This window comes from Enhygromyxa salina, assembly GCF_000737335.2.
GTDB lineage: Bacteria > Myxococcota_A > Polyangia > Nannocystales > Nannocystaceae > Plesiocystis > Plesiocystis salina_C.
Map to the genome: position 1 here is coordinate 1 of NZ_JMCC02000116.1, position 23,094 is coordinate 23,094.

Below are 23,094 nucleotides of genomic sequence, written 5' to 3' on the forward strand. Positions count from 1 at the left end.
GCTACTCCGACCAACGCATCTCGTCGCCAGACCACCGTTTGGATGTCCTCTACGCGTGGTAGCGAAGCATGTGGAAGCGTGGCGGTGGGATCAGGGCCACGAGCCGCGCGATGAAGTCGAGCTGTTCGAGGACCACCGCATGTGTGCCGTCTTTCCAAGCGCGCTTGAATTTGTACAACAGACGGCGGACGGGGAGGGGGGGGGGCCGCGGCATCGTCACCAATTCACGAATGGAAGGATAATATCGTCCGAGTGGCCAAAGATCTCTTCTGCCAGCTGGACCGCCATCAAGTCGAGCGATTTTGACTGCGAACCGTTCCTATTTACCGCGCAATTGGCGATCTCATGCAAGCGCTACTCGCTTGCATTGCTCTGCCGCAACCCAGTTAATATTATCTCCCATTGTGCCGCGGAGGGTGTGATGCGACCTGCGTCCCGGTCGCTGGCCATGGCCAGGACCCGAGGATCATCGGCTCGCCGCTGCTCAGCTTCATCGTCGGCGATCAGCAGATCGACAGCATCCCAGCCGTGTACATCGCGGAGGAATTGTTGGGCGAATTCCGCCGCATCGTCGAGCGCCCAAATCGCATAATAGGCGCGGCATCCGTCGGCTGGATGATCACACGGGAGGCCGAGACCGTGGCCTTGCGCGTGCCTCAGCACTTGCGCAGCTTCGGCCCGCGCAGACCCATCGCACGCGAGCTCTGGCAGCAGTACGTCATAGCCGGCGTTTACTAACGGCGCGACAACGTGCTCAAATGCCGTCATGTCGGCCTTCGATCCGTGAAAGAGCAAAACCAGTCCGCGTTTGTGGGCTACTAGGTTGCTTGTGTGCGCGCGCAGGTAATGAACGCACTTGCCCTGCGCCAGCACGGTGTGTCCGGGTTTCACGGCTCCCACGTCGAGCCCCGAGAAGCTCATCGAGGCACCGCTCCAGTCCAAAAACGAAAAAGCGGGACAGGGGCGCTCGGGCTTCGAAGTCGCGGGAGGCTTTTCGACACAGGCCGGGCTCAGCACCGCCACGAGCGCTGCGCTCGCCACACACGAGGTCGTTCGGCGCAATGCCGCAGGTGTGGACGTGCTCGGGCTTTGGAGATGGCTCGCCATGGTCGCCGATGCATTATATCGTGTCCTGATGTCAAGCTGCAAACAATGATCCCTCGCGGACCGGCTCGCTCCGACGCGCGGTGGTTCATTCCGCCCGGCTGCGGCGGCGAGTCAGGTCCGGATCTCCCCAATTCCCGTCAACAGCAACCGTTCTCGCACAACATCTTACGTACCCGGAGTGCCGTATACCCTCGGCCGTGTCGGGCGATCTCGATCGCTACTCCCTGCCCGGGGCGCGCACAAGGCCGCAAACGGGACACTGGCGTTCCACGATCCATGAGGATATTGATCTCGATTTTGCGTGGATTGCGTCCCGCGGGCGTCAACGCGCGGGGTTGGGGTCGTGGATCGACACGTGCGCGCTACTTGCATCCTCGTCGCGGCTCGGCCGAAGCCACGGATACTGAAGGCCCAAGTGGCGATGCAGAGCAATGATGCCTGGCAGAAAGGTCGCCGCGCGGACGTCCGGCCCGAGGACCACATCGACGCGTCCGGTCGTAGGCACTTTTGCCGCGAGGCTGGCATCATAGCTCGCCCAGAGCCGAACTTCGCCGGCACTCATACCTGGCGATCGCAACTCGAAGCCACGCTCGTCCATGAAAACGGTCAACACGGGCTCCGGCTCTCGTTCACGCACGTGTTTGTCGCGGCGCCCGACCTCGACCGCAGCGACGATCGGTAAGCCTGTCGTCGTGCGCTCGAGCGAAGCGAGATAGACGGGGCTGCATCCGTAATGTCGGGCTTCACAATATTCGAACAGCCACGCCAGATCTCGGCCGCGGGCCTCTGGTCCGAGCGAGATCGATTCCACGCCGCTGCCCGGGTAGAGCTCGCTGACGATGTCCGCGCCGAGTCGTCCTTCCTCATCGAGTTGCCAGACTGTGGGCCCACCGTCATAGCGGTAGGTCCGGGTCAACGTGCCGCGACGAAGCACGTACCGATCGTTAGTGCGTGTTTCGGCGTCGTGGGCCAGCAGCAGCAGTCTCGCCGTGCGTCGAGCGACGTCGGGATCGACGCTGGCCTCGATCAGCTCATCGACCGCGTGCCAGAACCGAGCGCCCTGAGGTTCAACGGCATTCAATTCATGATTGTGGAGTAGGCCATAGCGGGCAAAATTACACTGACGGTATTGCTGGTTGAAGAAGGTGTGCCAATTGCCGTCATCGGACTCGTCGTGGTTGAACACATCGATGCCGGGGCAGATCGTCCGCTCACTCTCGTTAAGTGCGGCGGGGTCATATTCGGGTTTGTACAGGAGATCCTCGATGCGTGGGGTGTTGCAAGTTCCAAGAAGAATCGGGGCAATCTCCCACTTGACCTCCTGTAATCCCTGATTGGTTGTCGCGCGTCGCTCCCAGTCGTCGAGCTGGGCAGCGAGTTCTCCCGCGGGACACTTCGGAGGACGAGCGATGTGATGTTCGACGCCGACTAGCGCCACGGTGAGCACGGTCAGCACGGCGACTGTGTTGCTACGGCCTCGGCGCACGCGATTCCCCGCTGCGAGGTTCACGGTGGCGCTGGCCGTCCCGCCGCGAGCTCGCTCGTGTCTCGGTTGGAGTCTCGGCCCCGGCCGTCTCACCGCGGAGCCCAAGCGTGAGCCGCGAACGGATCGACAGAGCGGAGTTCGAGTGCATCGTCGTGATTGTAAGACGGCAATCTCGGTCGCGCCAGCCGCAGCCGAAGTTCTGCTGCTCTGCCGCGCGACCGGCCCTGAGCCCGGCCGGGCGAACAGCTGGACCGTGTGCGATCTTGGTCGCCACACGTGAAATGACGGCGCCCTGTAGAGATGTACTTGCACGCAGACGAGAATCTCGGCTGCACAAAGCTCGCAGTTCACCGCCGTGGAGGGTGTCCCCTCGCGCTGGTCAAGGTCGTCATCTGTGATTTGGTCCTGGCGACGGGAGTGGTCCTCGCCGCCGTCTTCGTGTTGGGGGCGCGATGACTCGCATGACTCGCTGGACTCGTGTGACGGGGGGGATGCTCGGGGCCGCGTCGGTCCTGATCCTGGCGCTCGCGTGGCTCGGTGAAGATCCGATCGTCGCTTGTGTCGGCCTGGCTCTCGCCCTGCTCGGCGTCGCGTTCTCGACGGTCCGCTCGGGATCGAGCCCGAGCGTCGTACGGCTCCTCATCGCCCGGTCGGTCGTCAATGTCGCCTTGGCGGCGTTGCTGCTGATGTACGCGGCCTGGCTGTGATGCCGCCCGCGGTTCGGGCCGACACCCCCCTGGGTCATTCGTCGGGCGCCGACATCCGCGGCCGGGGCAGGAAGTCGCCCCTCAGAAAGTCCGCCACCAAGCCCGAACGCTTCAGCCGCCCGGCCAGCTCGGCCAGGGTGTGCACGGTCCCCGACGCGGGCGGCCCAACCCGCACGCGATGACGAGCCAGCTCCCACCCATTCGGCTCACCCTCGAAGTAGCCGCTCTCGGCCAGGGCTTGATCGCTCTGGGCGACCAACAGGGCCTGCCCGTCGAGCGTGCGCATCAGCGCTCCATTGTGCTCGATCGCCCACCGCCAAGTGGGATCCAGCCCGGCGGCGGCGAGCCGATCGAGCACGACCCGATCGAGCTGCTCGTTGGCGAGCAGCTCACCATTGAAGGGGTCGAGGGTGAGCTCGGGTACGGGGCGGTTCACGCCTACGTAGAGCGCCTGGCCGTCCTGACGAAACGCGACCCCTGCGAGATCTTGGGTCGACCAGCGCACGCCTGGCTCGCTGTCAAACACCGAGAACACCGCGAGCGTCCCCCCGCCCGCGAGCGCCAAGCGATCTCCGTAGGTCGAGTAGGGGGCGAACGCAGCAAATTCGATCGGGCCGGTCCACGCGAGCGGCGGGCCGAGCTTGGCCCGCTCGAGGTCGAGGATGTGCAGCTCACCGGATTTCTCGACCAACGCGAGGCCAACTTCGTCATCGAGGATGACGCGGTGAAGCGCGGTTACAGCGTCGAGGCCGTCTGTCTTTGGCTTGTCGTGGAACAGGCGCAGACCGTTGGCGGCCGTCCAGATCGCCATGCCCGCTGGGCTCCAGACCACGCGGCGTGGCGCGGCGGCTCCACGCGCGAACTCGTGGGCGCCCGCGATCTCGACCGGCTCGCCAAGCGCGGGCATTGGCATGAGCAGCCAACGATCATCGCAGGCCAACAGCAGCTGCGCGAAGTCGAAGCTGGCGTCGATCGCTTCGCAGCCGGGCGGGAGCGCGCTGCCACCCTCGCAGGGCTCGTCCTGATCTTCATCGCACAACACGAGCGTGCTCGAGATCTTGCCGCCCCCGACCAACCCCACGCTCATCGTCTCGCCCTCGGCGAGCCGCTCGTGCTCGACGATGCCGTGGCCACGCGCGAGCGCGATCGAGTGGTTCGGCATCGGCACCAGCGAGGTCACCGACCACTCCCAGCCGCCCCCAAAGTCGTAGCCGCTGTCGTAGTCCTTCAGCTCCCACGCGCTCGTGCCCTGCCAGGTGTGCGTTGGCTTGGGGATCTGGTCTGGAGCTGCGCCCGCTTGGCGAGGCACGGGCGCTGGCTCGTCTTCTTCGTCGGCGAGCCAGATGTCGCCCGAGAGCGCCAGCTGGCTCCCCGTCGTCAGGTTGATGCCCTCGACCTGCTTGGCGTCGCTGCCGTCGTCCGGGATGATCCCGGCCAGCACCGCAAACAGCCAGCGGTGCTCGGGGTCGAGGTAGAAGCGCTCGACGTCGGTGATGAAGTCCCCGTCGTGCTCGTTGAAGCGAAACTCGACCGGCTTGCGCTCGATCGAGCGCCAGACCTGCGCGAACGCGACGCGCTCGGGATCACCGTAGTCGCGCGAGGACACGATCTTGGCGTCGGCCAGCGCGACCAACGAGCGCGCGGTCCACTCGAGCCAGACCCGCTCGACGATCAGCGGGCCCGGTTCTTGATCCTCACCGGGCGTGATCGCGAAGGACAGCGTGCGCTCGAGCTGCGCGCTGGCGAGGTTCCATATCTGAAGCGAGGATCCCTGGGTGCCGCTGACAAACAGCGCCAGCCGGGCCCCGTTGGGGCTGAACGCGGCGGCCTGGTAGCGCTGCCCCTCGCTGGCCTGGCCCTTCAGCGCGGGCGCCGACAGCTCGAAGTGATCCCCCTCGACGCGCAGCGTGCCCTGCCCGCCGGGACCGGCGATCGAGAGCTTGTTGGCTGCCCACACCAGCGGCGCCAGCGGGGCCCCGGTGTGACACGGATCCGTCGCGGTCGAGGGCGAGGTCCCAAGGAAATTGCCGCTGTCGAGCGACCAGGTCCCACACCCGCGCTCGAGCAATTCGGCGACCTCCTTGCCGCCGGGCTTGAAGCGCCACCGGCTCGGGATCCCAAGTGAGACTTGCTCGAACACGACGGCCTGGTCCGCGGCGATCGGTGGCGCCTCCACCACGATCGGCGACGGCAGCGGCAGGCTCAGGGTCTCGGGCGGCGCCGGAGCTGGCTGGACCTGGGCGTCTGGCTGGGCGTTCGCGTCGCCGCCAGACTCGGCCGCAGGCGCGGCTTTCTTGGCGGTGCACGCGAGCGCGAGCAGGCAGATCGTGACCGGCGTCGTGTGCTTCATGTCCCGCGCGGATCATCGCATGACCGCGCTCGCGCCGGGCAATGTAAGTACGGACGACCTATGTGGCGAGGTGCTCGGCGATCCACTTGCGGGTGAAGATCGTCGTGGCCCGATAGCTGCGCTGGACCTCTTCGACCACGAACTTCTCGACCTTGCCGCCAACGAGGGCGACCCGGCACTCGCAGCTGGCCTTCCAGATCCGCTTGAGCTTGTCGTCGCCCATTGCGACGAGCGTATAGGTGCCGCGGGTCGTGAACTTGTCAGCGAAGAAGTTGGGGATCGTGACAACGTCCATGCGGTTGTCCTTGCGCCGCCACTCGTTGCGCTCTTCGTAGGAGATCGCGTCTTTGACCAGCTTGCGCAGGGCCGAGGGCACGTCGCGCTTGGGGGTCAGCTTTTGGACGCGATGGATCGTTTCGTCGGGGCCCTCACCGCTGCGCTTGAACTCGATCACCTCGCGCTCGATGTCGAGGGCCTTCCACAGCGCGCCGTTGTACTCGTCGCTGAAGAACATGTCCCAGTACTTGTCGGGGGTGGTCGCAAACTCGTCGACGATCTCGTATTCGATCATGGGGATTCACTCGGAGGGGGGGGAGAGCCAGGAGCGTTTGGGGGGGTCTCGCGAGCGGCCTGCTCGACCTCGCGGGCGGCCGCGCGCAGCTTGGGGTCGCGCATGAAGGAGACCAGCGCGATGGCCCCGACCAGCTCACCGTACCAGAGAGTGCAGAGCCTGATGAGTAGCGTGGAGGCCATCGCTATCGAGCCGCTCACGCCCACGGCGAAGCGCGCCACGAGCACGCCCAGCGAGCCCTCGGTGGCACCAAGCCCCCCAGGCAGGAACGAGAGCGCCCCGATCAGGGTCGTGGCCGACCACAGGAACACGCACAGCGGCAGGCCGGCCTCGACCCCGGGGAACGCGTTGAGGATGACCCAGTAGCCCACGCACTCGAGGCCCCAGCCAACCACAGAGATCGCGCTGAGCACGGTGATGTAGCGCAGCTCGAGCAACACGGCGGCGCTGTCGATCAGGCCGTGCGCGCGCTGTGCGAGGCCGCCGATCACCGGCAGCTTGGCGCACACGTTCAAGATCCCGCCGAACAGCTTGGGCGAGCCCAGCACGACCACCCCCGCGACCACCAACACCAGCGCCGCGATCACGTAGGGCAGGAACTCCGCGAACTCCGAGATGCCGATCAGCGCCAGCACAATTAGCGCGATCAGATCGCTGAGCCGATCGGCGACCACGATCGGCGCCGTGCGGGTGAAGGGCACCTCGTTGCTGGCCTTGAGCAGCACGCTGCGCAGCACCTCGCCGACCTTGCCCGGCGTCACCGACATGCTCAGGCCGGCCAAGTAGATCTCGAGCGAGCGGCCAAGCTTTAGCTCCGTGGGCGCGTGCAAGCCCCCCGAGCCCGCGCGCACGCCCAGCCAGCCAAGCGCCAGCTCCCACTTCCAAAACCGCAGCAGGTAGTTGAGCGACGAGGCCAGCAGCGCCCAGGCGACGGCCGACCACGCGAAGCCCTGCAAGCTGTCGGCGACCTCGCGGGCGTCGGACACCAACAGCCACACGATGTAGACGACGACGCCAAACACCACGCCGATCAGCGTGCGGCGCAGCAGTCGACTCATCGCAGCCCCGTAGGTGACCGCTGCGACGCGAGCCGGGGGCGGCCCAGCTCGTGCTCGCCGTACCAACGCTGGGTCCACAGAGCCGCGAACTCACCCGGAACCGGGGCCGGCAGCGCGTTGGGTAGGGGCGCGCGCAGGCGCTTGGTCTGGCTGCGGATCCCGGCGATCGCTCGATCCGCGAGGCGCGGCGGCTGGCTGCGGGTCGCGGCCAGCGAGAGCGTGGGCCAGCGACCGGGGCTGGTCACGAGCTCGGGGCTGTGATCGGGCGTTCGGGAGTCGAGCCCGAGCGCCGCGGCGAGCCAGCGATCGACCCCGAGGACCGACGCGAGCGTCAGCTGATTGAGCGCGCCCACGCCCAGCGCCCGATCGCAGGTCGCGAGCTCACCGAGCAGCGTGGGTGGCTTGGGCTCGCGGGTGGCTGCCAGCGAGAGCTTGGGCAGCGTGATGAACCGACCGTTGCCAGCGCGCCCACGCCCGGCTTGCTTGCTCGTGGGCTCGACTGCGGCCGCCCAGGTGCCGTCCAGCAGCACGGCTGCGCTCGCGAAGCAGGCCCCGAGCAGCTCGAGGCCGGCCGTGACCGCGGCCCGATCGGGGCTGTCTTCCACGCGCGGACGCAGGCCCGTGCGCAGCTTGGGCGTGGCCGGGGTGAACCCCTGCGCTTCGGCGAAGCTGGCCAGCAACCCAGCGATCGGGCCTTGCCAGTGGCGGACCGGGCCGAGGTCGTGGGCGCCAAAGCACAGCGGGGCGCACACGATCAGGCTCGAGCCAACGACCTCGCGCAGGACCGAGAGCGGGCGGGCGTGGCCGCCGACGCGCAGATCGATCCGGCGGTCTCGGTTGGGTCGCTCGATCAGCTCGGCGCCGCGAACCGGGCCCTGGCGGCCGGCCTTGCGCAGCAGCGCCTCGCCGGTCTGGTGATCGCCGATCGTCACGAAGTTGACCGGCGTGCGCTCGGCCTCGACGAGCGCGGCGAGCAAGCCGTCGAGCATCCACGGGGTCGGCGTGAGGCCGGGGTGCGGGCCCAGGGCGACGATCGCCAGGGTGACCTGCCGCTGGCGGGGGAAGCTGGCGGCGAGCTCGGCGGCGATCAGCTGCGCCGCCCGCTCGGGGGACCGGGGTTGACCGGCGTGGACGTGCAGCTGCGCTCGCACGCCGGGAGAATACAGGGTTGCCGGGATCCTGTCTGGTCCTGTGGGGGTGGACTCAGCCCCCAGGCTTGCTGAACTCCAGCACGAATTTGTCGCTAAACTCCCCAGCCTTGGCCCGCTCGGGGCTGCGCCACGGCAGCGCGTTCCAGTCCCGCGTGTCCCCGGGATGACGCAAGAACTCGGCCCGCTCGCGCAGCGTGAAGCCAGCAGCCTCGAGCTCGGCGATCACCAGGGCCTCCTCGACCCGATGCAGCGACTTCGAGTCCGCGATCCCGTGCCCAGCGGCCGCCGAGCTATCCACGATCACATAGGTTCCCCCCGGCCGCAGGGCCGCGAACACGTCGGCGTTGTGGGCCGCCCGATCGATCTCCATCCACTCGAAGTCATGATAAAAGAGCACGTTCACGACCCGGTCGAGGGGCTCGATGTCCGCGGGGAAGGGATCGCCAAACTCGCGCTCGAGGCCCACCACGTTGGCGTTGACGGGCTTGGCCAGGCGGGCGTCCCAGCCCTCGCGGGCGAACTTATCGAGCACGAACGCAGTGTTTTGACTGTAGACCGTTCCGGTTGGGCCAACGGCGCGCGCCAGCAGCTCCGTCGTGTAGCCAAACCCGGCCCCAAGGTCGGCGACCTTCATCCCCGGGGCGAGCCGCATGAACTCGAGCAGCTCGGCCGGCTTGCGACTCGCGTCAGACTCTCGGTCCTCGGGGTCGCGGTCTTCGGCGGCGACGATCGCCTGGACGTCGATCGTCGTGGACGCAGGCTGGGCGACCGCCGGCTCCGGCTCCGGCTCCGGCTCCAGCTCCGGCGCGTTGCTCGGCGAGCTCGCCGGGTCGGCGGGACCAGCCGAGCCCGCGCTCGAGCAAGCTGCGAGCCCCAGCGCCAAGCACAGCGAGGGACCCATCCACGAACGGGGTGGGTGAGCGGACGAGAGACCTCGCCCGCGCTGAGAAGGTGTTGCGTTCATTCGTTCGTCGGCCATTGGAGGAGGCCGCGCAATGTACCAGAGTCAACGCAGGGAGCCGGGCCGCCCCCCCGGGGAGCTCACCCCTCCCCCTCGAGGAACTTGCGCAGTTCCCCCATCGCAAACGGCACGCGAAGCGTCGCGTGCTCCGAGCCGCGCCGCCCGATGCGACTGCCGATCTCGACGAGCCTCGACCCACTCGGCAGCTGCTTGGCGTAGCTCGCCAGCGTGTCGCCATCCACGAACAACACCTCGACGCTGGGCAGGTCGCGAAAGTCGACATCATCCGGCGCCCCGCTCTCGCACTTGTACCCAAGCCGCGAGACGGCGCCAGCCAGCGTCTCGCGAATGATCGGATCCGGGTGCAGCACATACACGCCGGCCAGGTCCGGCACCGCCTCGAGCTGCGGCATCGGGTGGGCGCTGGATCCCGTTGTCCGCTCGGGCGGCAGATACACGGCCAAGGTCAGCAGCTGCCCGTCTTGCTCGACGTCCAAGAACCCGCCAAGTCGCGTTGCGACCTGTCGACACGCGCTCACGCCCCCGGTCACGCCGATCGCCGTGGGGGTTCCCAGCACCGACACCGCGATCCGCCCCCACGGCCCAGGACTGGCCCCCGGGATGTTCGACGCCCGCGCGTTGTCGAGCTGCTCCAAGGTTCCAACCGCGCGCAGCTGCTCGGGCTCGGTCACGCTGTCGCGCGCACACAGAGCGAGGTGCACCAGCAGGGACTGAAGCTCCATCAGCTCGCCGTGAACACGCAGCTGCGGCTGGGCCCGCAAGTACAGCCACGACACGTTGCCAACGGTCTCGAGCAGCACCTGCCGCGAGCGCTCGAGCACCTCGGAGACCTCGACCAACTCGTTGCGGGCGAGCGCGCGCAGGTACGCGCTGCTGTGCCGGCGGCTGCTGCGATCGTGGCCCCGCACGCGCGGCACGTCTTGCTGCTCGGCGGCCCGCTCGCGCTCGATCTCCCGCTCGCGCGCCTGCTCCAGCCCAAGCTGTTCGGCGAGCTCGTTGGCCAGGTGCACGTGCTCGCGCGCGGCGAGCACGTCGCTGCCGCGCAGGAGCTCGGCGAGGGTCCGGTGGGCCTCGAGCGCGTGGTGGGTCTGACCGTGGCTGGCGAGCTGGGAGATCAGCGCCTCCGCGGCGCCGCGGGCCCGGTCGCGCTTGCCGGCGGCCATGGCCTGACGGACCCGCGCCAGCAGTGCGAACGCCCCCAGCCGCGGCGAGAGTCGGCTGGCCTTCTCGAGCCGGTGGATCGCGCTGTCCAGCAAGCGCTCGTCGCTTGGCGTGCGCGAGCGGACCAGCACCAGCGCGCGCGCGACCCACAGATCGTAGGCAAAGTCGGGCAAGTGCGGGCGCTCGAGCGCGGGCGAGAACACAAACTCGACCTGCTCACGGGCCCGCGCTTGCTCGCCGACCTCGAGCAGCGCGAGCGCGAGGTAGGCGTGCGGCAACAACCCTTCGTAGCTCACCAGCGCACGCGCGCGCGCGCGGGCCGAGATGCTGGCCGCCGCCTCCACGACGTTGCGGGCACCCGCACGGGCCCGCAGACACAGGCGCAGGGCGTCGATCGCGAGATCGACGACGGTGTCCCCCTGCACCTCATTGAGCGCCGCGGCCTCGTCGAGCCACCCATGCAGGACCGGCAGCGGCTCACGGTTGCGCGCGTAGGCGGCCTTGAACAGCAAGCTCGACACCGCGATCGACAGATCCCCCGTGCGCCGAAAATGCGCGACCGCCTCATCGAGCGAGGCCAGCCCTTGCCGATAGTCGCCCGCCGGGAGCTCGACGATGTGCCCCCGAAGGTGCCGCGTCATCGCCATCGCCCAGTCGTTGTGGGCGCTCGTTGCGATCTCCGTGGCCTGCGACAGCAACAGCTTGCCCTCTTCCAGGTTGCCCTGAATCGCCAAGTTGGCGCCGCGCAGCGCGAGCACGTTGGCCGCCGCCGCGGTGTCCAGCCCCCGGGCGTGTCGCAGCGCTCGCAGCAAGCACAGCTCGGCGGTCTGCGGCTCCGACAGCGCCAGCACCACGGCGAGCCGCGCGTACAGCCAACACAATTGCTCGCGGAGCTGGTCCGCGAGATCGCTGGGCTTGCTCTTGCCCAGGCGCAGGCGCAGCTTGGCCTGCATCATGCCGGTCCGCAGCCGCCAGGTCGCGTTGGCGTTGGGCAACGGCCGATCCGCGCGAGCCAGCGCGAGCCGCCCGATCGTCGCGGCCTCGCTCGCGGCCGACTTGCGAAACAGCCCGTGCACCGCCTTGGCGGCGATCCGCGACGCCACCAGCGGATCGTCGGTCTCGACCACGGCCTCGGCGTAGAGCTGCGCGGCCTCTTCGTACTTCTCGCCGAGCAAGGCGACATCGGCCGCGCCCTCGACGGCGGCGAGCCGCCCGGTCCCCTTGCCGCGCTCGATCAGCGCCCGGGTGAAGTGCCAGCCCGAGCGCTCGAGGTCGAACACGCCAAGCATCTCGCGGCCCGCGGCGAGGTGCATCTCGGCCAACTTTGGATCCGCGTGCGAGTCTTGGGCGAGCGCGGCGTCGGTGTGATAGGCGAGCCGCGCGGCGCTGACCCGTGGCCCCAGCGACGCGAGCCAGCCCGAGATCGTTGCGTGAGCCCGCCGGACGTCGCCCGCGGGCGTGCGCTTGATGACCAGATCGCGGACCAGCTCGTGCGGAAATCGAAGGCTGGCCTCGCCGGCCTTGGTCATCAGGCCGCGGCTCTCGAGCCCAGTGACGGCGCTGGCGACTCGGTTGGGATCCCAGCCCGAGACCCGCTGAAACCACGCCTCGTCGACGTGCCCACCCGCGGCCGCGGCCAGCAGCGCGAGCCAGCGCTCGTCGAGGCTCGCCCCCTCGACGCGCTGACCAAACACCTTCTTGGGGCTGGTCCGCGCGACCTTGCGCTTGCGCAGCGACCACGGCTCGGACTCGCCGCGGACCAACACGCCGCTCTCGATCCACGCTTGCAGGGTCGCCCACGCGACCAGCGGGTTGCCGCGGCTGGCCTCGTGCAGGATCTCTGCGAGCTCGGTGGGGTGAACGACTGGACCGGGGAGCCCGGCGATGATCAGCCGCTCGAGCTCGGCGACGGTCAAGGCCACGAGCACGACCCGCCGCAGCAGCAGCTGGGGATCGCGCTGCGGGTTCCAGTTGCCCTCGTCGGAGGCCTCGGCGAGTCCGGACGGCGCGGCCCCACACAGCCCCGCGACGATCATTGTGTGGTGGCTGCGATCCTCGAGCAGCAAGCGCCGCAGCACCGCGATCGAGCCGCGATCAGCGAGCTGCAGGTTGTCGAGCAGGATCACCAGCGGCCGCTCTTGCGAGCCGAGCGAGCGGACAGCTTCGGCGACCGCGACGGCGTGTCGAGCGAAGCCCTCTTCGAACTCGACCGCGGGCGCCTGGATCGCAATTGGCTTGTTCGGCGCCAGCTCGGGATCCAGCAGCTCGGCGAGCCCAGGCGCGTAGCTGGCGAGCACCCCCGCGAGCGGACCGATGCGTCGGGTCAGTCGCTCGCGCACCCGCGCCGAGACATCCGGCGGACCGCTGGCGAGCGCGGCGGGCAGCCGACCGAGCGCGCCCATCAACCCAGCGCGGCTCTCACCGCAGCCGCGCAGGTACTCGCCCGAGAGCACCACCGCGCGATCGCCCGCCCGCAGCCAGCTGGCGAACTCTTCGAGCAGCCGGCTCTTGCCAACGCCCTGGGCCCCGCAGACCAAGGTGACCGAAGACCGGGCGATCTGGGCGTCGGCGAACGCAGACTCGAGCGCGCGGCGGGCCTGCTCACGACCCACGAAGGGCGGCAGCTGGCTCAGCGGCGTCGTTGGGGGCCCGTGATCTTCGCTCAGCGTCCGCGCGCGGCTCCATAGCTCGGCGGCAGAGCGGGGCGGCGGATCCAAGATGTTGCCAATGTGGTGGCCGGCGACCCGACGCAGCAGCGACACCAGCCCTTCAACGTCTTGCTCGGCGGTCCCGGCCCCGCACACGTGCTCGAACCCATCGAGGCGAAACCGACCTTCGCTCTGGCGCAGATCACTGGCGCGCAGGCTGATCCCGCGGACGTTGGCCTCGTGCAGGCGGTTGATCAGCCCGGTCAGCGCCAGCGCCAGCGCCCGTGACTCGCGGGCGGGCAGCTGCGCGCCAAGGTGCTCGCCGTCAACGGGCTCGTGGACCAGCGCAAATCCTGCCGGCAGATCGATCGTCGCGCGGACCCGCGGCTGCACTTGCTCGTCGGCGACGACGGCTCGACGAATGCGCTCACGATGGCGCTCGGAGATCGGCAAATACTGCAGCGACACGCGATGGTGCGGCGGCCGACCGAATTCGCGCTCGAGATCTGTGGTTGGCACGCTCCACAGCGGGCTCGCGTAGCGGACCTTGCCGACCACACAAAACCGACCCCAGACAATCATGCCGGGCTCGAGCGTGAGCGGGTCGATGGTCGACAGCCGGCCGAGATCGGCGGGCTCGAGCGATCGCGAAGTCGCCATGGTGTCGTTGGGGCTCAGACTTTGACTGGCCGAGCGAACTCAGGAGCCAGCGTTGACCTTGGGCACGCTGAAAGTGAAACGGGCACCTTCACCGTCGCGAGAGTCAACATGAATCATGCCTCCCCAAGCGCTGACGAGAGTCTTGCACACATATAAACCAATGCCGGTGCCTTCTGCGTGGGTCGTGAAGAACAGATCGAAGATCGAAGCGGTGGCGGCCGCCGGAATCCCCGGGCCGTCGTCAGCGACCTGAACGAACACGAACTCGTCGGAAGCCCAGGATGAAATCGTCACTGCAGCTCCCACCGGATCCTCGAGCTCATGGATCGCGTGCGCGGCGTTGCGCAGCAGGTTCACCATCACCCGCATGATCGCGCTGCGGCTGACGTTGAGCTCGGTGTCCTCGCTGGTCTCGAGCCGAAGCTCGAGCGGGGCGAGCCGCCCGCCAAGCCTTCCTGCTGCACGCAGGACGTCGTTGATGCGGATGCTCTCGCTCTGGCTTGGGTCGTGAGGCTCCGAGACCATGCAGTCGCGCTGAACCGCGAGGGTCTCGGCGGCGAGCTCGGCGGCGAGCTGCGTGCCGGTACGTGCGTCGTCGATCGCCTCGAGCAGCAACTCGAGGCGCCGGGTGTCGACCCCCATGTGCTTGAGCACGCCGCTGCGCTCGAGCAACACGGGCGCGTAGTCGAGCCCCGCCGACACACCCTGCAAGACCGAGCGCAGATCATGGACCGCAGACGCGGCCAACGGCACGCTGGACGCCCGCCCCAGCTCGTCACTAAGTGCCGTGAGCATGGGGTGGTTGGGGTGCGATCGCGACAGCTCGACGAGGAAGGCCATCAGCCCATGAACGAATTCATCGACCCCGGTCGAGGCGTCGAACACCTGACCAAGCTCTTCACGCACGGACCCCGAACGTGTCGCTGGCGAAGACTTCCCTGCCATATCGGCCGCTGTGAGTCTAGGCGGTATGTGGGTCACAAAGCCAGAGTCCCCCATCGTGGCCGAAAGGACAGTCGGACGCGCGAGCCCGTCCATGCGCGGCCTGCCGGAGCGGCGGACTTGGCGCCACGCAATCTGCGGATTTCTTGTGGCCGCGCGATCTGCTGGCAGGGTGGGCGCATGTCCGAGGATCGCCGTCGCCACTGTGTCTTCTTCACCAAGCACACCGAGTACCACCTGCGCGACGCCGAGTGTGTGGGGGTGCGCGATCGCAGCTCCGGGGAGTGGATGCTCAAACACGCGGCGCTGCGCCTGATGGCGCTGGCGATCCCCGAGCTACCCGACAGCGAGGTCTGGATCGGCCAGCGCATCCACTTTTGGGGTCGAGACACCGACGTGCTGACCTCGCCGGTCGTGGCCGTGCGCCGGCCCAGCATCGACGAAGTGTTCGACTACGTGAGCCAAGCCCGCGCGGGCATGATCTTCGAGAACCCCAGCAGCCACATCAAGTCGTCGCTGCCCAGCCCTGCGCCGGCCGCCTGAGCCCCCTCGCTCACCCCGAACGCTCGCCTGTCGGCTCGTACTAGCTCCCTGCTGGTCGGCGCCCGAGGACCCCCTTACACTGCGGTGGTGCTGCCCAGGTTTCGGCGCGGAGCGTTCGCCCTATTCGCGCTCACCTTCTTCGTGACGATGCTGCTTGGCGATCGCAGCTCGGTCGCGGGGTGGTTCACGCTGCAGCCAGACGAGCTGCTCGCGGGCCGTCATTGGTGGACGCCCGCGACCGCGCTGTTTCACTACCCCGAGGGCCTGGGCCTGCTCGGGCTGGTGTGGACCCTGACCATCCAGTGGGTGATGGGCAGCCGCCTCGAGGGGTTTTGGGGGACCACCCGCTACTTGGTGATGGTCCTCGTCGCGGGCGTGGTCGGCTACGCTGGCGCGGTCGCGCTGGCCGCTGTGATGCCTGCGACCGCCGCGTTGGACTACGCGGGACCCGGCCCGATCGACACGGCGTGCGCCGTCGCGTTCGCGTGGGTGTTTGCTCGCGAGCGCATGCGCGTGGGTTCGGCCGAGATCTCGCCGCTGCTGATCGCTGGCATCGCAGCCCCGCTCAGCGTCACTTTTGCGCCCCTGGTGGCCCTGGCCGCAGGGACCCCCATCGCGCAGACATGGCCGGCAGCGGTCCCTGGACTGCTCGCGGCCGCGGTCGCAACGCTGTTCGTGCAACCCTGGCGAAAGCGCGAGAACTCGGGCAAAGTCGGCCGGACCAAGCCGCGTGGCCAAACCCATCTGCGTGTTGTTCGGACCCCCGAAGACATGCTCAACTGAGCCAACTGGTTCCCAGCCCTTGGTCCTCAGCTCCCGGTCCCGCGCAAGCTGTCTAGGTGTGTCGAATTCCACCAAAGAGCCCCTCGGTAACGGCGTCCCCCAGATCGACGACGACCTCGATCCAGGGATGACGACGACCTTTTTCTCGTCGACCCATCGCCATACCCAGCTGCGGCGCGTGATGCTTCGGGTCACGGCCGGTCCAGATCAGGGCGCGCAGATCCAGGTCTCGCGCCCGCGGATCACCGTGGGTCGCAGCGCCGTCAACGATCTCGTGCTCACGGACACCTCGGTCAGCGGCACGCACCTGCAGATCACGCTTGGCGACAAGCGCGGGATCTTGCTGCGTGACCTCGACAGCACCAACGGGACCCAGGTCCAAGGCCTGCGCGTCCGCGAGGCCTACATCGAGCCTGGCGCCACGATCTCGCTGGGCAAGACCGACATCCTGTTCCTGTCCGCCGACGAGATCGAGGTCCCGCTCTCGGGTCACGATCATTTTGGCGCGCTGTGGGGCGCCAGCCCGGCCATGCGCGAGGTGTTTGCGATCCTCGAGAAGGTCGCGCCCACCGACATGAGCGTGATGATCGGCGGGCAGACCGGCACCGGCAAAGAGCTGGTCGCCCGCGCCCTGCACGACGAGTCCGGCCGGGCCGAGCGCCCCTTCGTGGTACTGGACTGCGGCTCGCTCCCCCGCGAGCTGGCCGAGGCCGCGATCCTTGGCCACAAGAAGGGCTCGTTCACGGGCGCGATCGGTGACCGCGCCGGCGCGTTCGAGGACGCGGACGGCGGCACCTTGTTCTTGGACGAGGTTGGCGAGCTGCCCTTGGATCTGCAGCCCAAGCTGCTGCGCGTGCTCGATCGCCGCGAGGTCCAGCGGATCGGCGAGAGCCAGGTCCGCACCGTGGACGTGCGCGTGGTCGCGGCGACCCACCGGGATCTGCGGCAGATGGTCGGCCAGGGCCAGTTCCGCGAAGATCTGTACTTCCGGCTCACGGTCATGAACGTGGATCTGCCGCCGCTGCGGGATCGTGGCGACGACATCTTGCTGCTCGCCGCCAAGTTCATCGAAGACTTCGCCCGAGTCCACGGGCGCGCCCCGCAGCTCAACGCCGAAGCCAAGCAAGTCCTGCTCGATGAGCCCTGGCCCGGCAACGTTCGGCAGCTCAAGAACGCGATCGAGCGCGCCGCCCACCTGGCCCACAACTCGATCATCGAGCCCGCGGATCTGCACCTGGGTCGCCGCGAGGGTCGGCCCAGCAAGGTCAAGAAGTTCGGCACCGAGGGCGAGGCGTCCGAGGCCAAGTCGGACGGCGTGCTGCCCGAAGAGATCTACGCGATGCCCTTCAAAGAGGCGAAGCAGGTGATCGTCGACGACTTCGAGCGCGCCTACTTTGCCCGGCTGCTGGCCAAGACCGACAACAACTTGTCGCGCGCCTCGGCCGAGGCCGGGATCACGCGCTACTACCTGCGCGAGCTCCTCAAGCGGCTGGGCATGCACAAGAGCAGCAAGAAGAAGGCCGAAGACTAGCCGTGGCGCATGTGTTTGAACGGGCTCTGACCTGTCTGTTGGGCCTGAGCCTGGTCACAGGCCTGGGCTGCAGCGCAAAAGAGGCCGAGCCGGTGTCGGTGGCCCGCTCGTTCGCCGACACCGCGCGCCGCGGCGACGTTGACGGGATGCTCGCCGTGATCGAGGCGCCTGCAGTCCAGCGGCTGGAGCTGGAGGCCGAGCATGCCAGCGATCACGTGGGTGGTCGGCGCAGCATCGAGGCCGCCGAGATGCTGCAGATCGTCGGTGTCGATCGCAGCGTCGCCGTCGCGGGCGCCGAGCTGCTCGACGATGACGGCAAGCAAGCCCACGTCGAGCTGACCATGACCGACGGCCGCACGCTGCGGCTCGAGCTGGTCTGGGAGGAGCCCGAATTGCTCGATGATCCAGCCGTGGACAACCCCGCACGTCTGGGTCGTCCCGGCGGTTGGAAGGTCCGGATCCCGCTGCCGTCGGACCAGACTTCAGCGGCGGACGAGCTCGCCACCGGAGCCGCGCCGCCCGATGCCTGAGCCCAAGCGGGATGGCCTGTTTCGGGGCCTGGTCGGGCGCCTGTCTCCGCTGGCGCGCCAGCGGGCCGCGTGGCTGCTCGCGCCCGTGCTCGCGACCGCCGCGATCGGATTTCAAGTCGCGCTGGATGTCCCCCGCGCCCCCATGCTCGAGCGCAGCGAGAAGCCGCCCAAGAAGCCCCGCAAGAGCGCCGCCGCCCGCAACGCCCAGTCCCAAGCCGAGCAAGCCAAGGCCAAGCAAGCCAAGGCCAAGCAAGCCAAGGCCAAGCGAGCCAAGGCCAAGAAGCCACACGAACGCAGCGCCCGCGCGCTCGCGGGCCTGCGCAAGCGCTGGGCCGACGTCCCCCTCGAAGACGAGCCGATCAATCAAAATTTCCGCCGCCGCCACGAGGGCCTGCTGCGCAGCGTGGTCACCCGCGCCCGCGCGCAGGCGTTCAAAGACGGCCCGCCCCCGCTGATCCAGATCCGCCCCGGCTGCCACACGATCCGCTGCGACCTCGAGCTGTGCGGCCCAGCCAAGGCGATCGCCACAGTCGCCGAGCTGCTGCCCGAAGTCACCCTCGACGGCCAACAACTGTGGCACTCGTTCAACGAAGTCACGTCCGACCGCGAGCCGCCCAAAGGGTCAGTCTGCCGCCGCTGGATCGTCGACTTCACCCACGACGGCGGCGACGCCACGAAGCTGGCGTTTTGACCCCAGCCGCCCAGCGCCCCACTTCACAACGCTCGACACGTGACTGGAGCGGTCCCCACCAGCTCCAGCTGCCCAAACGCGAAGCAAGCGAGCGCCCCGAGTTCACAAGGCTCGACACGTGACTGGAGCGGTCCCCACCAGCTCCAGCTGCCCAAACGCGAAGCAAGCGAGCGCCCCGAGTTCACAACGCTCGACACGTGAGTGGAGCGGTCCCCACCAGCTCCAGCTGCCCAAACGCGAAGCAACGGAGCGCCCCGAGTTCACAAGGCTCGACACGTGAGTGGAGCGGTCCCCACCAGCTCCAGCTGCCCAGACAAGAGCCCCCTTCTAGGGGGCCACACATGCGACCGCGAACAAACGCCCCCTTGGGAGCGAGCGAAGCGAGTGACCTGGCAGTGCGAAGCCGGCTGTGGGGGTCTAAAACCTAAACGAGCCGCCAACCGTGAAGCCGTTGCCGGGCATCGGCGCCCCGCCGAACCCAACCCCGTGCTTGCGCAGCTTGGCCGCCGTCTTGTCGTTCTTGTGCACGAACAGCAGCGTCGTGAACACCACCGTCGTGGCCGCGAACACGCCCGTGGCGATCCAGCCTGCGGTTGCGACCGTGGCCATGTTGTCGGCCTTGATGCAGACCCGGGTGACCTCGGCGTTGGTGACCTCGTTGGGCTTGCTGGGATCGGGCGCGGCGCGGCCGAGCTCGCACAGATCCTGGGTGCTGTTCGGGTCAACGTCGTTGCCGGGCTTCGAATCCTGCAGCGAGTTTTCTGCGGCGGTGATCAGCTCCTTGCGGATCGGGCCGTTTGGACTGATCGCAACCGTGGCCCCGATCGCCATGCCCAGCCCGCCAACCATGAGCACGCCGCTGACCCCGACGCCGGCCCACTTCCAGGCGGGACGCGGCGAGTAGGCGCCCCAGATCAGCGCGCGCTCGCCAGGCGGCGGCTTGGTTGGCTTGACGTCGCTGGCGTCGCCCAGCTCGTCGGGGCCGTCCGTGGTCTCGGTGGGCGGGAGCTCTTCGACGGACGGCTCGATCTTGTAGAGCGCGTCGATCAAGCCAGAAGCGGTCGCGCCAAGCTGCGCATCGCCAAGCTCTTCGGCGGTGACCGTGCGCTCGATCTTGTTGTTGAGCTCGCCGGTCTCGACATTGAGCGACTGCAGCTCGACGACGTAGTCCGCGCCCTTCTTGCTGACCGCCCCGAACACCAGCTGCGACGAGCCAAGGGTCTGGCCGCCCTGCGCAAAGCAAGCCAGGTCCTCGTCGCCGCAGCCCATGGTCAGCTTGAGCTCGGCGAGGCTCATGGTGTTGCCGTCGTCGAGGCCGCGCTGGTTGAGGTCCCAGCGGATCGCGTCGGCGAGCGAGGTCACGAGCGCATCGTCACCCTCGAGGCCAAGGAAGGTGGTCTTGCTGTCGAGCGCGCCGGCCTCGGCAAGACCTGGGGTCGCGGCGACCAAGCCGAAGGTCAAGGCGGTGGCAGCGACAGAAGCGGTGAGGCTGGATAGAGAGCGGCGAAGCATGACGTTACACCCGCCGATCGCGGCGGGTCCGGCGAAAATGACACGTTCAGCCTACGCTGAAAAGGGCCTCCCCAGCAGGCGGCCTTTCGGGCACAGGCCCCGGTCGTGGTACCGTGGGGGTTGGTGGCCCTGGGCGAGATCGACGACCGGTCTGACGAAGAGCTGATCGGCGGCCCAGAGCAGCCCAGCGACCCCCCAGCCCAGCCAGAGCTCCCGCCGCTGCGAATCCGCGGCAGCCTGGCCGCCCGGATCGTGGCGCTGGTCGTGTTGGTGGTGTTTGGTACCGGGGCGGCGGCGCTGATCATCCGCGCCCAGGTCCGCGGGTTGGGGGCCAACTTCGATCTGCTGACGGGGGTGTACATCCCGTTTCAGACCAAGCTGCTTGGGGCTCAAAACCAGTCCCAGCGGATCGGCTCGTTCGTGTCGAGCTACGGCAACCCCGAGGCCCAGCTTGGTCGCGGAGATCTGCTCAACCTCGAGGAGGCGCTCGAGCTGCGCGCCCACTTGGTCACCGAAGTCCGGGCGCCGCTCGAGCAAGCGCTGCTGTACCCCGACCGGCTTGGCGGCCTCGAGCAGCTCGATGATGTCCGCGCCCTCGTGCAGCTCGTCGACGGGCTCGCCGAGCTCGTCGCGCTCGACGAAGAGTTTGACGTCACCGTGGTCCTGGCCGACGCGCCGCGCCAGGCCGACATCAACCGTCGCTTCGCCGAGCTGGAGATCCGCGCCAACCAGGCCGTGCGGAGCCAGCGAGACACCGTCGCCGCGGCCCGCCGCGCCGCCGAGCAGCGGGCCCTGGTCATCACGATCGCGGCGGCCGCGTTCTCGCTGCTCGCAACCTTGATCGTGATCCTGACGCTGCGACCGCTGCGGCGACTTGCGGTGAGCGTGCGCCGGATCGGCCGCGGTGAGTGGCGCGAGCGGATCGAGGTTGGCCCCAAGCCCGAGCGCGACGACGAGGTCGCCCGCCTCGCCCGCGAGGTCAACCTCATGGCCGCGACCCTCGAAGAGCGCGAGCGTCGGCTGTTGCGTGGTGAACAGCTGGCCGCGATCGGTCGGCTCGCCGCCCAGATCACCCACGAGATCCGCAACCCGCTGTCCAGCGTCGCCCTCAACGCCGAGCTGCTCGAGGACGAGCTCGACTCGCTGGGGACGGTCGCGGGCGTCGACGAGGCGCGCACCTTGCTCGGCCGGATCAGCGGCGAGGTCGATCGACTCACGCAGATCACCGAGGCCTACCTGGGCCTCGCGCGCCGACCCGCGCCGCAGATGGCCAAGATCGATCTGCGGCGTGAACTCACGGACTTGCTCGACTTCACCGCCCACGAGCACGAGCGCAACCGCGTGAAGGTCGTGCGCGAGCTGCCGGAGCTGCCGGTCTGGGTCGAGGCCGACGCGGGCCAGCTGCGCCAGGCGCTGCTCAATCTGCTGCGCAACGCTCAAGAGGCCGTGCTCGAGCTCGCTGGTGATCCGCTCGAGGCAGGCCCCGAGGGCGCGGGGGACCTTGGTGATCTGCTCGACGATTTCGACGGCGGGGCGGACGACCCTGGGCATGGACGTGGCTCCGCGCTAGCCGCGACCGCAGTCGGCACAATCACGGTCTCGCTGGTCTGTAAGCACGGTATGGCCCTCGTGGTTGTCGCGGACGACGGGCCTGGCATCCCAGCCGCCAACGACAACAGCCAGCACGGCGGCATCGAGCGGATCTTCGAAGCTTTCGTGACCAGCAAGGCCCACGGGACCGGGCTTGGGTTGCCCATGGTCCGGCAGATCGCCGCGGACCACGGTGGGGCCGTCGTGTTGCTCCAAACCGGCCCCGACGGCACCCGCTTCGAGTTCCGCTTGCCGGCTTGCGATCCTCCGGCCCCCTCCGTATCCTCGGAAACCGATTCGGCAGCCTCGGCAGACGGCCGCTAACGCCGTCCAGAGAATTCCACATGTCCAAGCGTCGCCTCTTCATCTCCGCTTCCTTGCTGCTCGCCGGCTTCACGATCAGCGCCTGCACGGCCATCCTGGTCCCCGATGTCAAAGACGACGGCGTGGAGCGCTGCAACACCGCCGCCGACTGCACGAAGCTGACGGACAACCGCTACATCGCGCAGTGTGTGGCTGGCGAGGGTCAGACCGACAAAGTCGACAACGTCTGCGCGCCCGCCTACGACGAGATCCAGTGCGACCTCACCGGCATCGATCCCAATTCTCGCTTCGCCGAGATCCTGGATGAGGCACAGAACGACTCGAAGGCCGCCTACGGCAGCTGCAGCGAAGAGAACAAGGGCAAGCGGGGCTGCGCGCCCGGGCCCAACGGGTGCGACTCGGGCCTGGAGATCGTCGATCCCACGCTCAACATCTGCGACGACCCCGAGGCCCTGCTCCCCGCGATCAACCCGTTCAAGGTCGGCGGTACCGACATCGCCGGGCAAGACGTCACCGACCAGTTCTGCCGGTTCTACTTCTGCGACGAGAGCTTCGTCTGCGCCCCCAGCGGGTCCAAGCGGATCTGCAAGCCCTGCAACCCGATGGCCGAGTTTGGCGAGGGTGGCTGCGGCACGCTGTACATCCAGGGCGCGCCCTCGTCCGTCTACACCGCCGACGTCGAGAGCAGCGGCAACTGCTCGGGCAACATCGGCAAGAACGACGCCGAGTTCGGCACGGCCCCCGAAGTGCCGCTGCCCTGAGCCGGC

At 68.3% G+C, this 23,094-nt stretch carries 19 protein-coding genes; 8 read left to right on the forward strand and 11 right to left on the reverse strand.

Annotation, left to right across the window (positions count from 1 at the left end):
* Window positions 1–49 precede the first annotated feature (49 nt).
* The 3 genes from DB30_RS33695 to DB30_RS33705 all read right to left on the reverse strand — a co-directional run bounded on the left by DB30_RS33695 (window position 50) and on the right by DB30_RS33705 (window position 2,563).
* Window positions 50–214, reverse strand: a complete 165-nt coding sequence (locus tag DB30_RS33695) for a transposase (protein ID WP_146661809.1) — start codon at window positions 212–214, stop codon at window positions 50–52.
* Between the two features lie 140 nt (window positions 215–354).
* Window positions 355–1,023, reverse strand: a complete 669-nt coding sequence (locus DB30_RS33700) for a hypothetical protein (protein WP_146661810.1) — start codon at window positions 1,021–1,023, stop codon at window positions 355–357.
* Between the two features lie 406 nt (window positions 1,024–1,429).
* On the reverse strand, window positions 1,430–2,563 hold the full coding sequence (locus tag DB30_RS33705; RefSeq protein ID WP_052556872.1) for a hypothetical protein: 1,134 nt from the start codon (window positions 2,561–2,563) through the stop codon (window positions 1,430–1,432).
* Window positions 2,564–3,054: 491 nt separating this feature from the next.
* On the opposite strand from DB30_RS33705, the gene DB30_RS33710 reads away from it, so the two are divergent.
* A complete protein-coding gene (locus DB30_RS33710) occupies window positions 3,055–3,300 on the forward strand; it encodes a hypothetical protein (protein WP_146661813.1) in 246 nt (81 codons plus the stop codon).
* A 34-nt stretch (window positions 3,301–3,334) separates the two neighbouring features.
* On the opposite strand, the gene DB30_RS33715 is transcribed toward DB30_RS33710, so the two are convergent.
* The 7 genes from DB30_RS33715 to DB30_RS33745 form a co-directional block, all read right to left on the reverse strand.
* Entirely contained in the window at window positions 3,335–5,650 is a 2,316-nt protein-coding gene (locus DB30_RS33715; RefSeq protein ID WP_052556877.1) for a WD40 repeat domain-containing protein, read from the reverse strand.
* Window positions 5,651–5,708: 58 nt separating this feature from the next.
* Window positions 5,709–6,221 carry a DUF2505 domain-containing protein gene (locus tag DB30_RS33720; protein ID WP_052556880.1) on the reverse strand — a complete coding sequence of 171 codons (513 nt, stop codon included), beginning with the start codon at window positions 6,219–6,221 and terminating at the stop codon, window positions 5,709–5,711.
* On the reverse strand, window positions 6,218–7,279 hold the full coding sequence (locus DB30_RS33725; protein WP_052556882.1) for a lysylphosphatidylglycerol synthase transmembrane domain-containing protein: 1,062 nt from the start codon (window positions 7,277–7,279) through the stop codon (window positions 6,218–6,220). Before DB30_RS33725 ends, DB30_RS33720 begins: the two co-directional genes overlap by 4 nt.
* On the reverse strand, window positions 7,276–8,430 hold the full coding sequence (locus DB30_RS33730) for a hypothetical protein (RefSeq protein ID WP_052556883.1): 1,155 nt from the start codon (window positions 8,428–8,430) through the stop codon (window positions 7,276–7,278). Before DB30_RS33730 ends, DB30_RS33725 begins: the two co-directional genes overlap by 4 nt.
* 52 nt (window positions 8,431–8,482) lie before the next feature.
* A complete protein-coding gene (locus tag DB30_RS33735) occupies window positions 8,483–9,331 on the reverse strand; it encodes a class I SAM-dependent methyltransferase (RefSeq protein ID WP_146661815.1) in 849 nt (282 codons plus the stop codon).
* Window positions 9,332–9,471: 140 nt separating this feature from the next.
* A complete protein-coding gene (locus tag DB30_RS33740; protein WP_052556885.1) occupies window positions 9,472–13,881 on the reverse strand; it encodes an ATP-binding protein in 4,410 nt (1,469 codons plus the stop codon).
* A gap of 39 nt (window positions 13,882–13,920) precedes the next feature.
* On the reverse strand, window positions 13,921–14,787 hold the full coding sequence (locus tag DB30_RS33745; protein ID WP_052556887.1) for a sensor histidine kinase: 867 nt from the start codon (window positions 14,785–14,787) through the stop codon (window positions 13,921–13,923).
* 216 nt (window positions 14,788–15,003) lie between these two features.
* Here DB30_RS33745 and DB30_RS33750 point away from each other — a divergent pair, with 216 nt between their 5' ends.
* The 5 genes from DB30_RS33750 (at window position 15,004) to DB30_RS33770 (ending at window position 18,901) form a co-directional block, all read left to right on the forward strand.
* Window positions 15,004–15,366 carry a hypothetical protein gene (locus DB30_RS33750; protein WP_052556889.1) on the forward strand — a complete coding sequence of 121 codons (363 nt, stop codon included), beginning with the start codon at window positions 15,004–15,006 and terminating at the stop codon, window positions 15,364–15,366.
* A gap of 87 nt (window positions 15,367–15,453) precedes the next feature.
* On the forward strand, window positions 15,454–16,149 hold the full coding sequence (locus DB30_RS33755; protein ID WP_146661819.1) for a hypothetical protein: 696 nt from the start codon (window positions 15,454–15,456) through the stop codon (window positions 16,147–16,149).
* Window positions 16,150–16,207: 58 nt separating this feature from the next.
* Window positions 16,208–17,680, forward strand: a complete 1,473-nt coding sequence (locus tag DB30_RS33760; RefSeq protein WP_052556893.1) for a sigma 54-interacting transcriptional regulator — start codon at window positions 16,208–16,210, stop codon at window positions 17,678–17,680.
* 11 nt (window positions 17,681–17,691) lie between these two features.
* A complete protein-coding gene (locus DB30_RS33765; protein ID WP_146661821.1) occupies window positions 17,692–18,210 on the forward strand; it encodes a hypothetical protein in 519 nt (172 codons plus the stop codon).
* Window positions 18,203–18,901, forward strand: coding sequence for a hypothetical protein (locus tag DB30_RS33770; protein ID WP_052556896.1), 699 nt, complete (start codon window positions 18,203–18,205; stop codon window positions 18,899–18,901). Before DB30_RS33765 ends, DB30_RS33770 begins: the two co-directional genes overlap by 8 nt.
* A 417-nt stretch (window positions 18,902–19,318) precedes the next feature.
* Here the strand turns inward: DB30_RS33770 and DB30_RS33775 are convergent, their stop codons facing one another.
* Complete coding sequence (locus tag DB30_RS33775; protein ID WP_052556898.1) at window positions 19,319–20,362, reverse strand: hypothetical protein; 1,044 nt, start codon at window positions 20,360–20,362, stop codon at window positions 19,319–19,321.
* 174 nt (window positions 20,363–20,536) lie between these two features.
* Here DB30_RS33775 and DB30_RS33780 point away from each other — a divergent pair, with 174 nt between their 5' ends.
* A complete protein-coding gene (locus DB30_RS33780; protein ID WP_146661823.1) occupies window positions 20,537–22,327 on the forward strand; it encodes a sensor histidine kinase in 1,791 nt (596 codons plus the stop codon).
* A 20-nt stretch (window positions 22,328–22,347) separates the two neighbouring features.
* Entirely contained in the window at window positions 22,348–23,088 is a 741-nt protein-coding gene (locus DB30_RS33785) for a hypothetical protein (protein ID WP_052556901.1), read from the forward strand.
* Window positions 23,089–23,094: the final 6 nt, after the last annotated feature.

Excerpts from the sequence above, each read along its gene's own strand:
- DB30_RS33695 (WP_146661809.1), bottom strand. The coding sequence starts at position 214 with ATGCCGCGGCCCCCCCCCCTCCCCGTCCGCCGTCTGTTGTACAAATTC.
- DB30_RS33710 (WP_146661813.1), top strand. The coding sequence starts at position 3,055 with ATGACTCGCTGGACTCGTGTGACGGGGGGGATGCTCGGGGCCGCGTCG.
- DB30_RS33715 (WP_052556877.1), bottom strand. The coding sequence starts at position 5,650 with ATGAAGCACACGACGCCGGTCACGATCTGCCTGCTCGCGCTCGCGTGC.
- DB30_RS33720 (WP_052556880.1), bottom strand. The coding sequence starts at position 6,221 with ATGATCGAATACGAGATCGTCGACGAGTTTGCGACCACCCCCGACAAG.
- DB30_RS33725 (WP_052556882.1), bottom strand. The coding sequence starts at position 7,279 with ATGAGTCGACTGCTGCGCCGCACGCTGATCGGCGTGGTGTTTGGCGTC.
- DB30_RS33735 (WP_146661815.1), bottom strand. The coding sequence starts at position 9,331 with ATGGGTCCCTCGCTGTGCTTGGCGCTGGGGCTCGCAGCTTGCTCGAGC.
- DB30_RS33740 (WP_052556885.1), bottom strand. The coding sequence starts at position 13,881 with ATGGCGACTTCGCGATCGCTCGAGCCCGCCGATCTCGGCCGGCTGTCG.
- DB30_RS33750 (WP_052556889.1), top strand. The coding sequence starts at position 15,004 with ATGTCCGAGGATCGCCGTCGCCACTGTGTCTTCTTCACCAAGCACACC.
- DB30_RS33770 (WP_052556896.1), top strand. The coding sequence starts at position 18,203 with ATGCCTGAGCCCAAGCGGGATGGCCTGTTTCGGGGCCTGGTCGGGCGC.
- DB30_RS33785 (WP_052556901.1), top strand. The coding sequence starts at position 22,348 with ATGTCCAAGCGTCGCCTCTTCATCTCCGCTTCCTTGCTGCTCGCCGGC.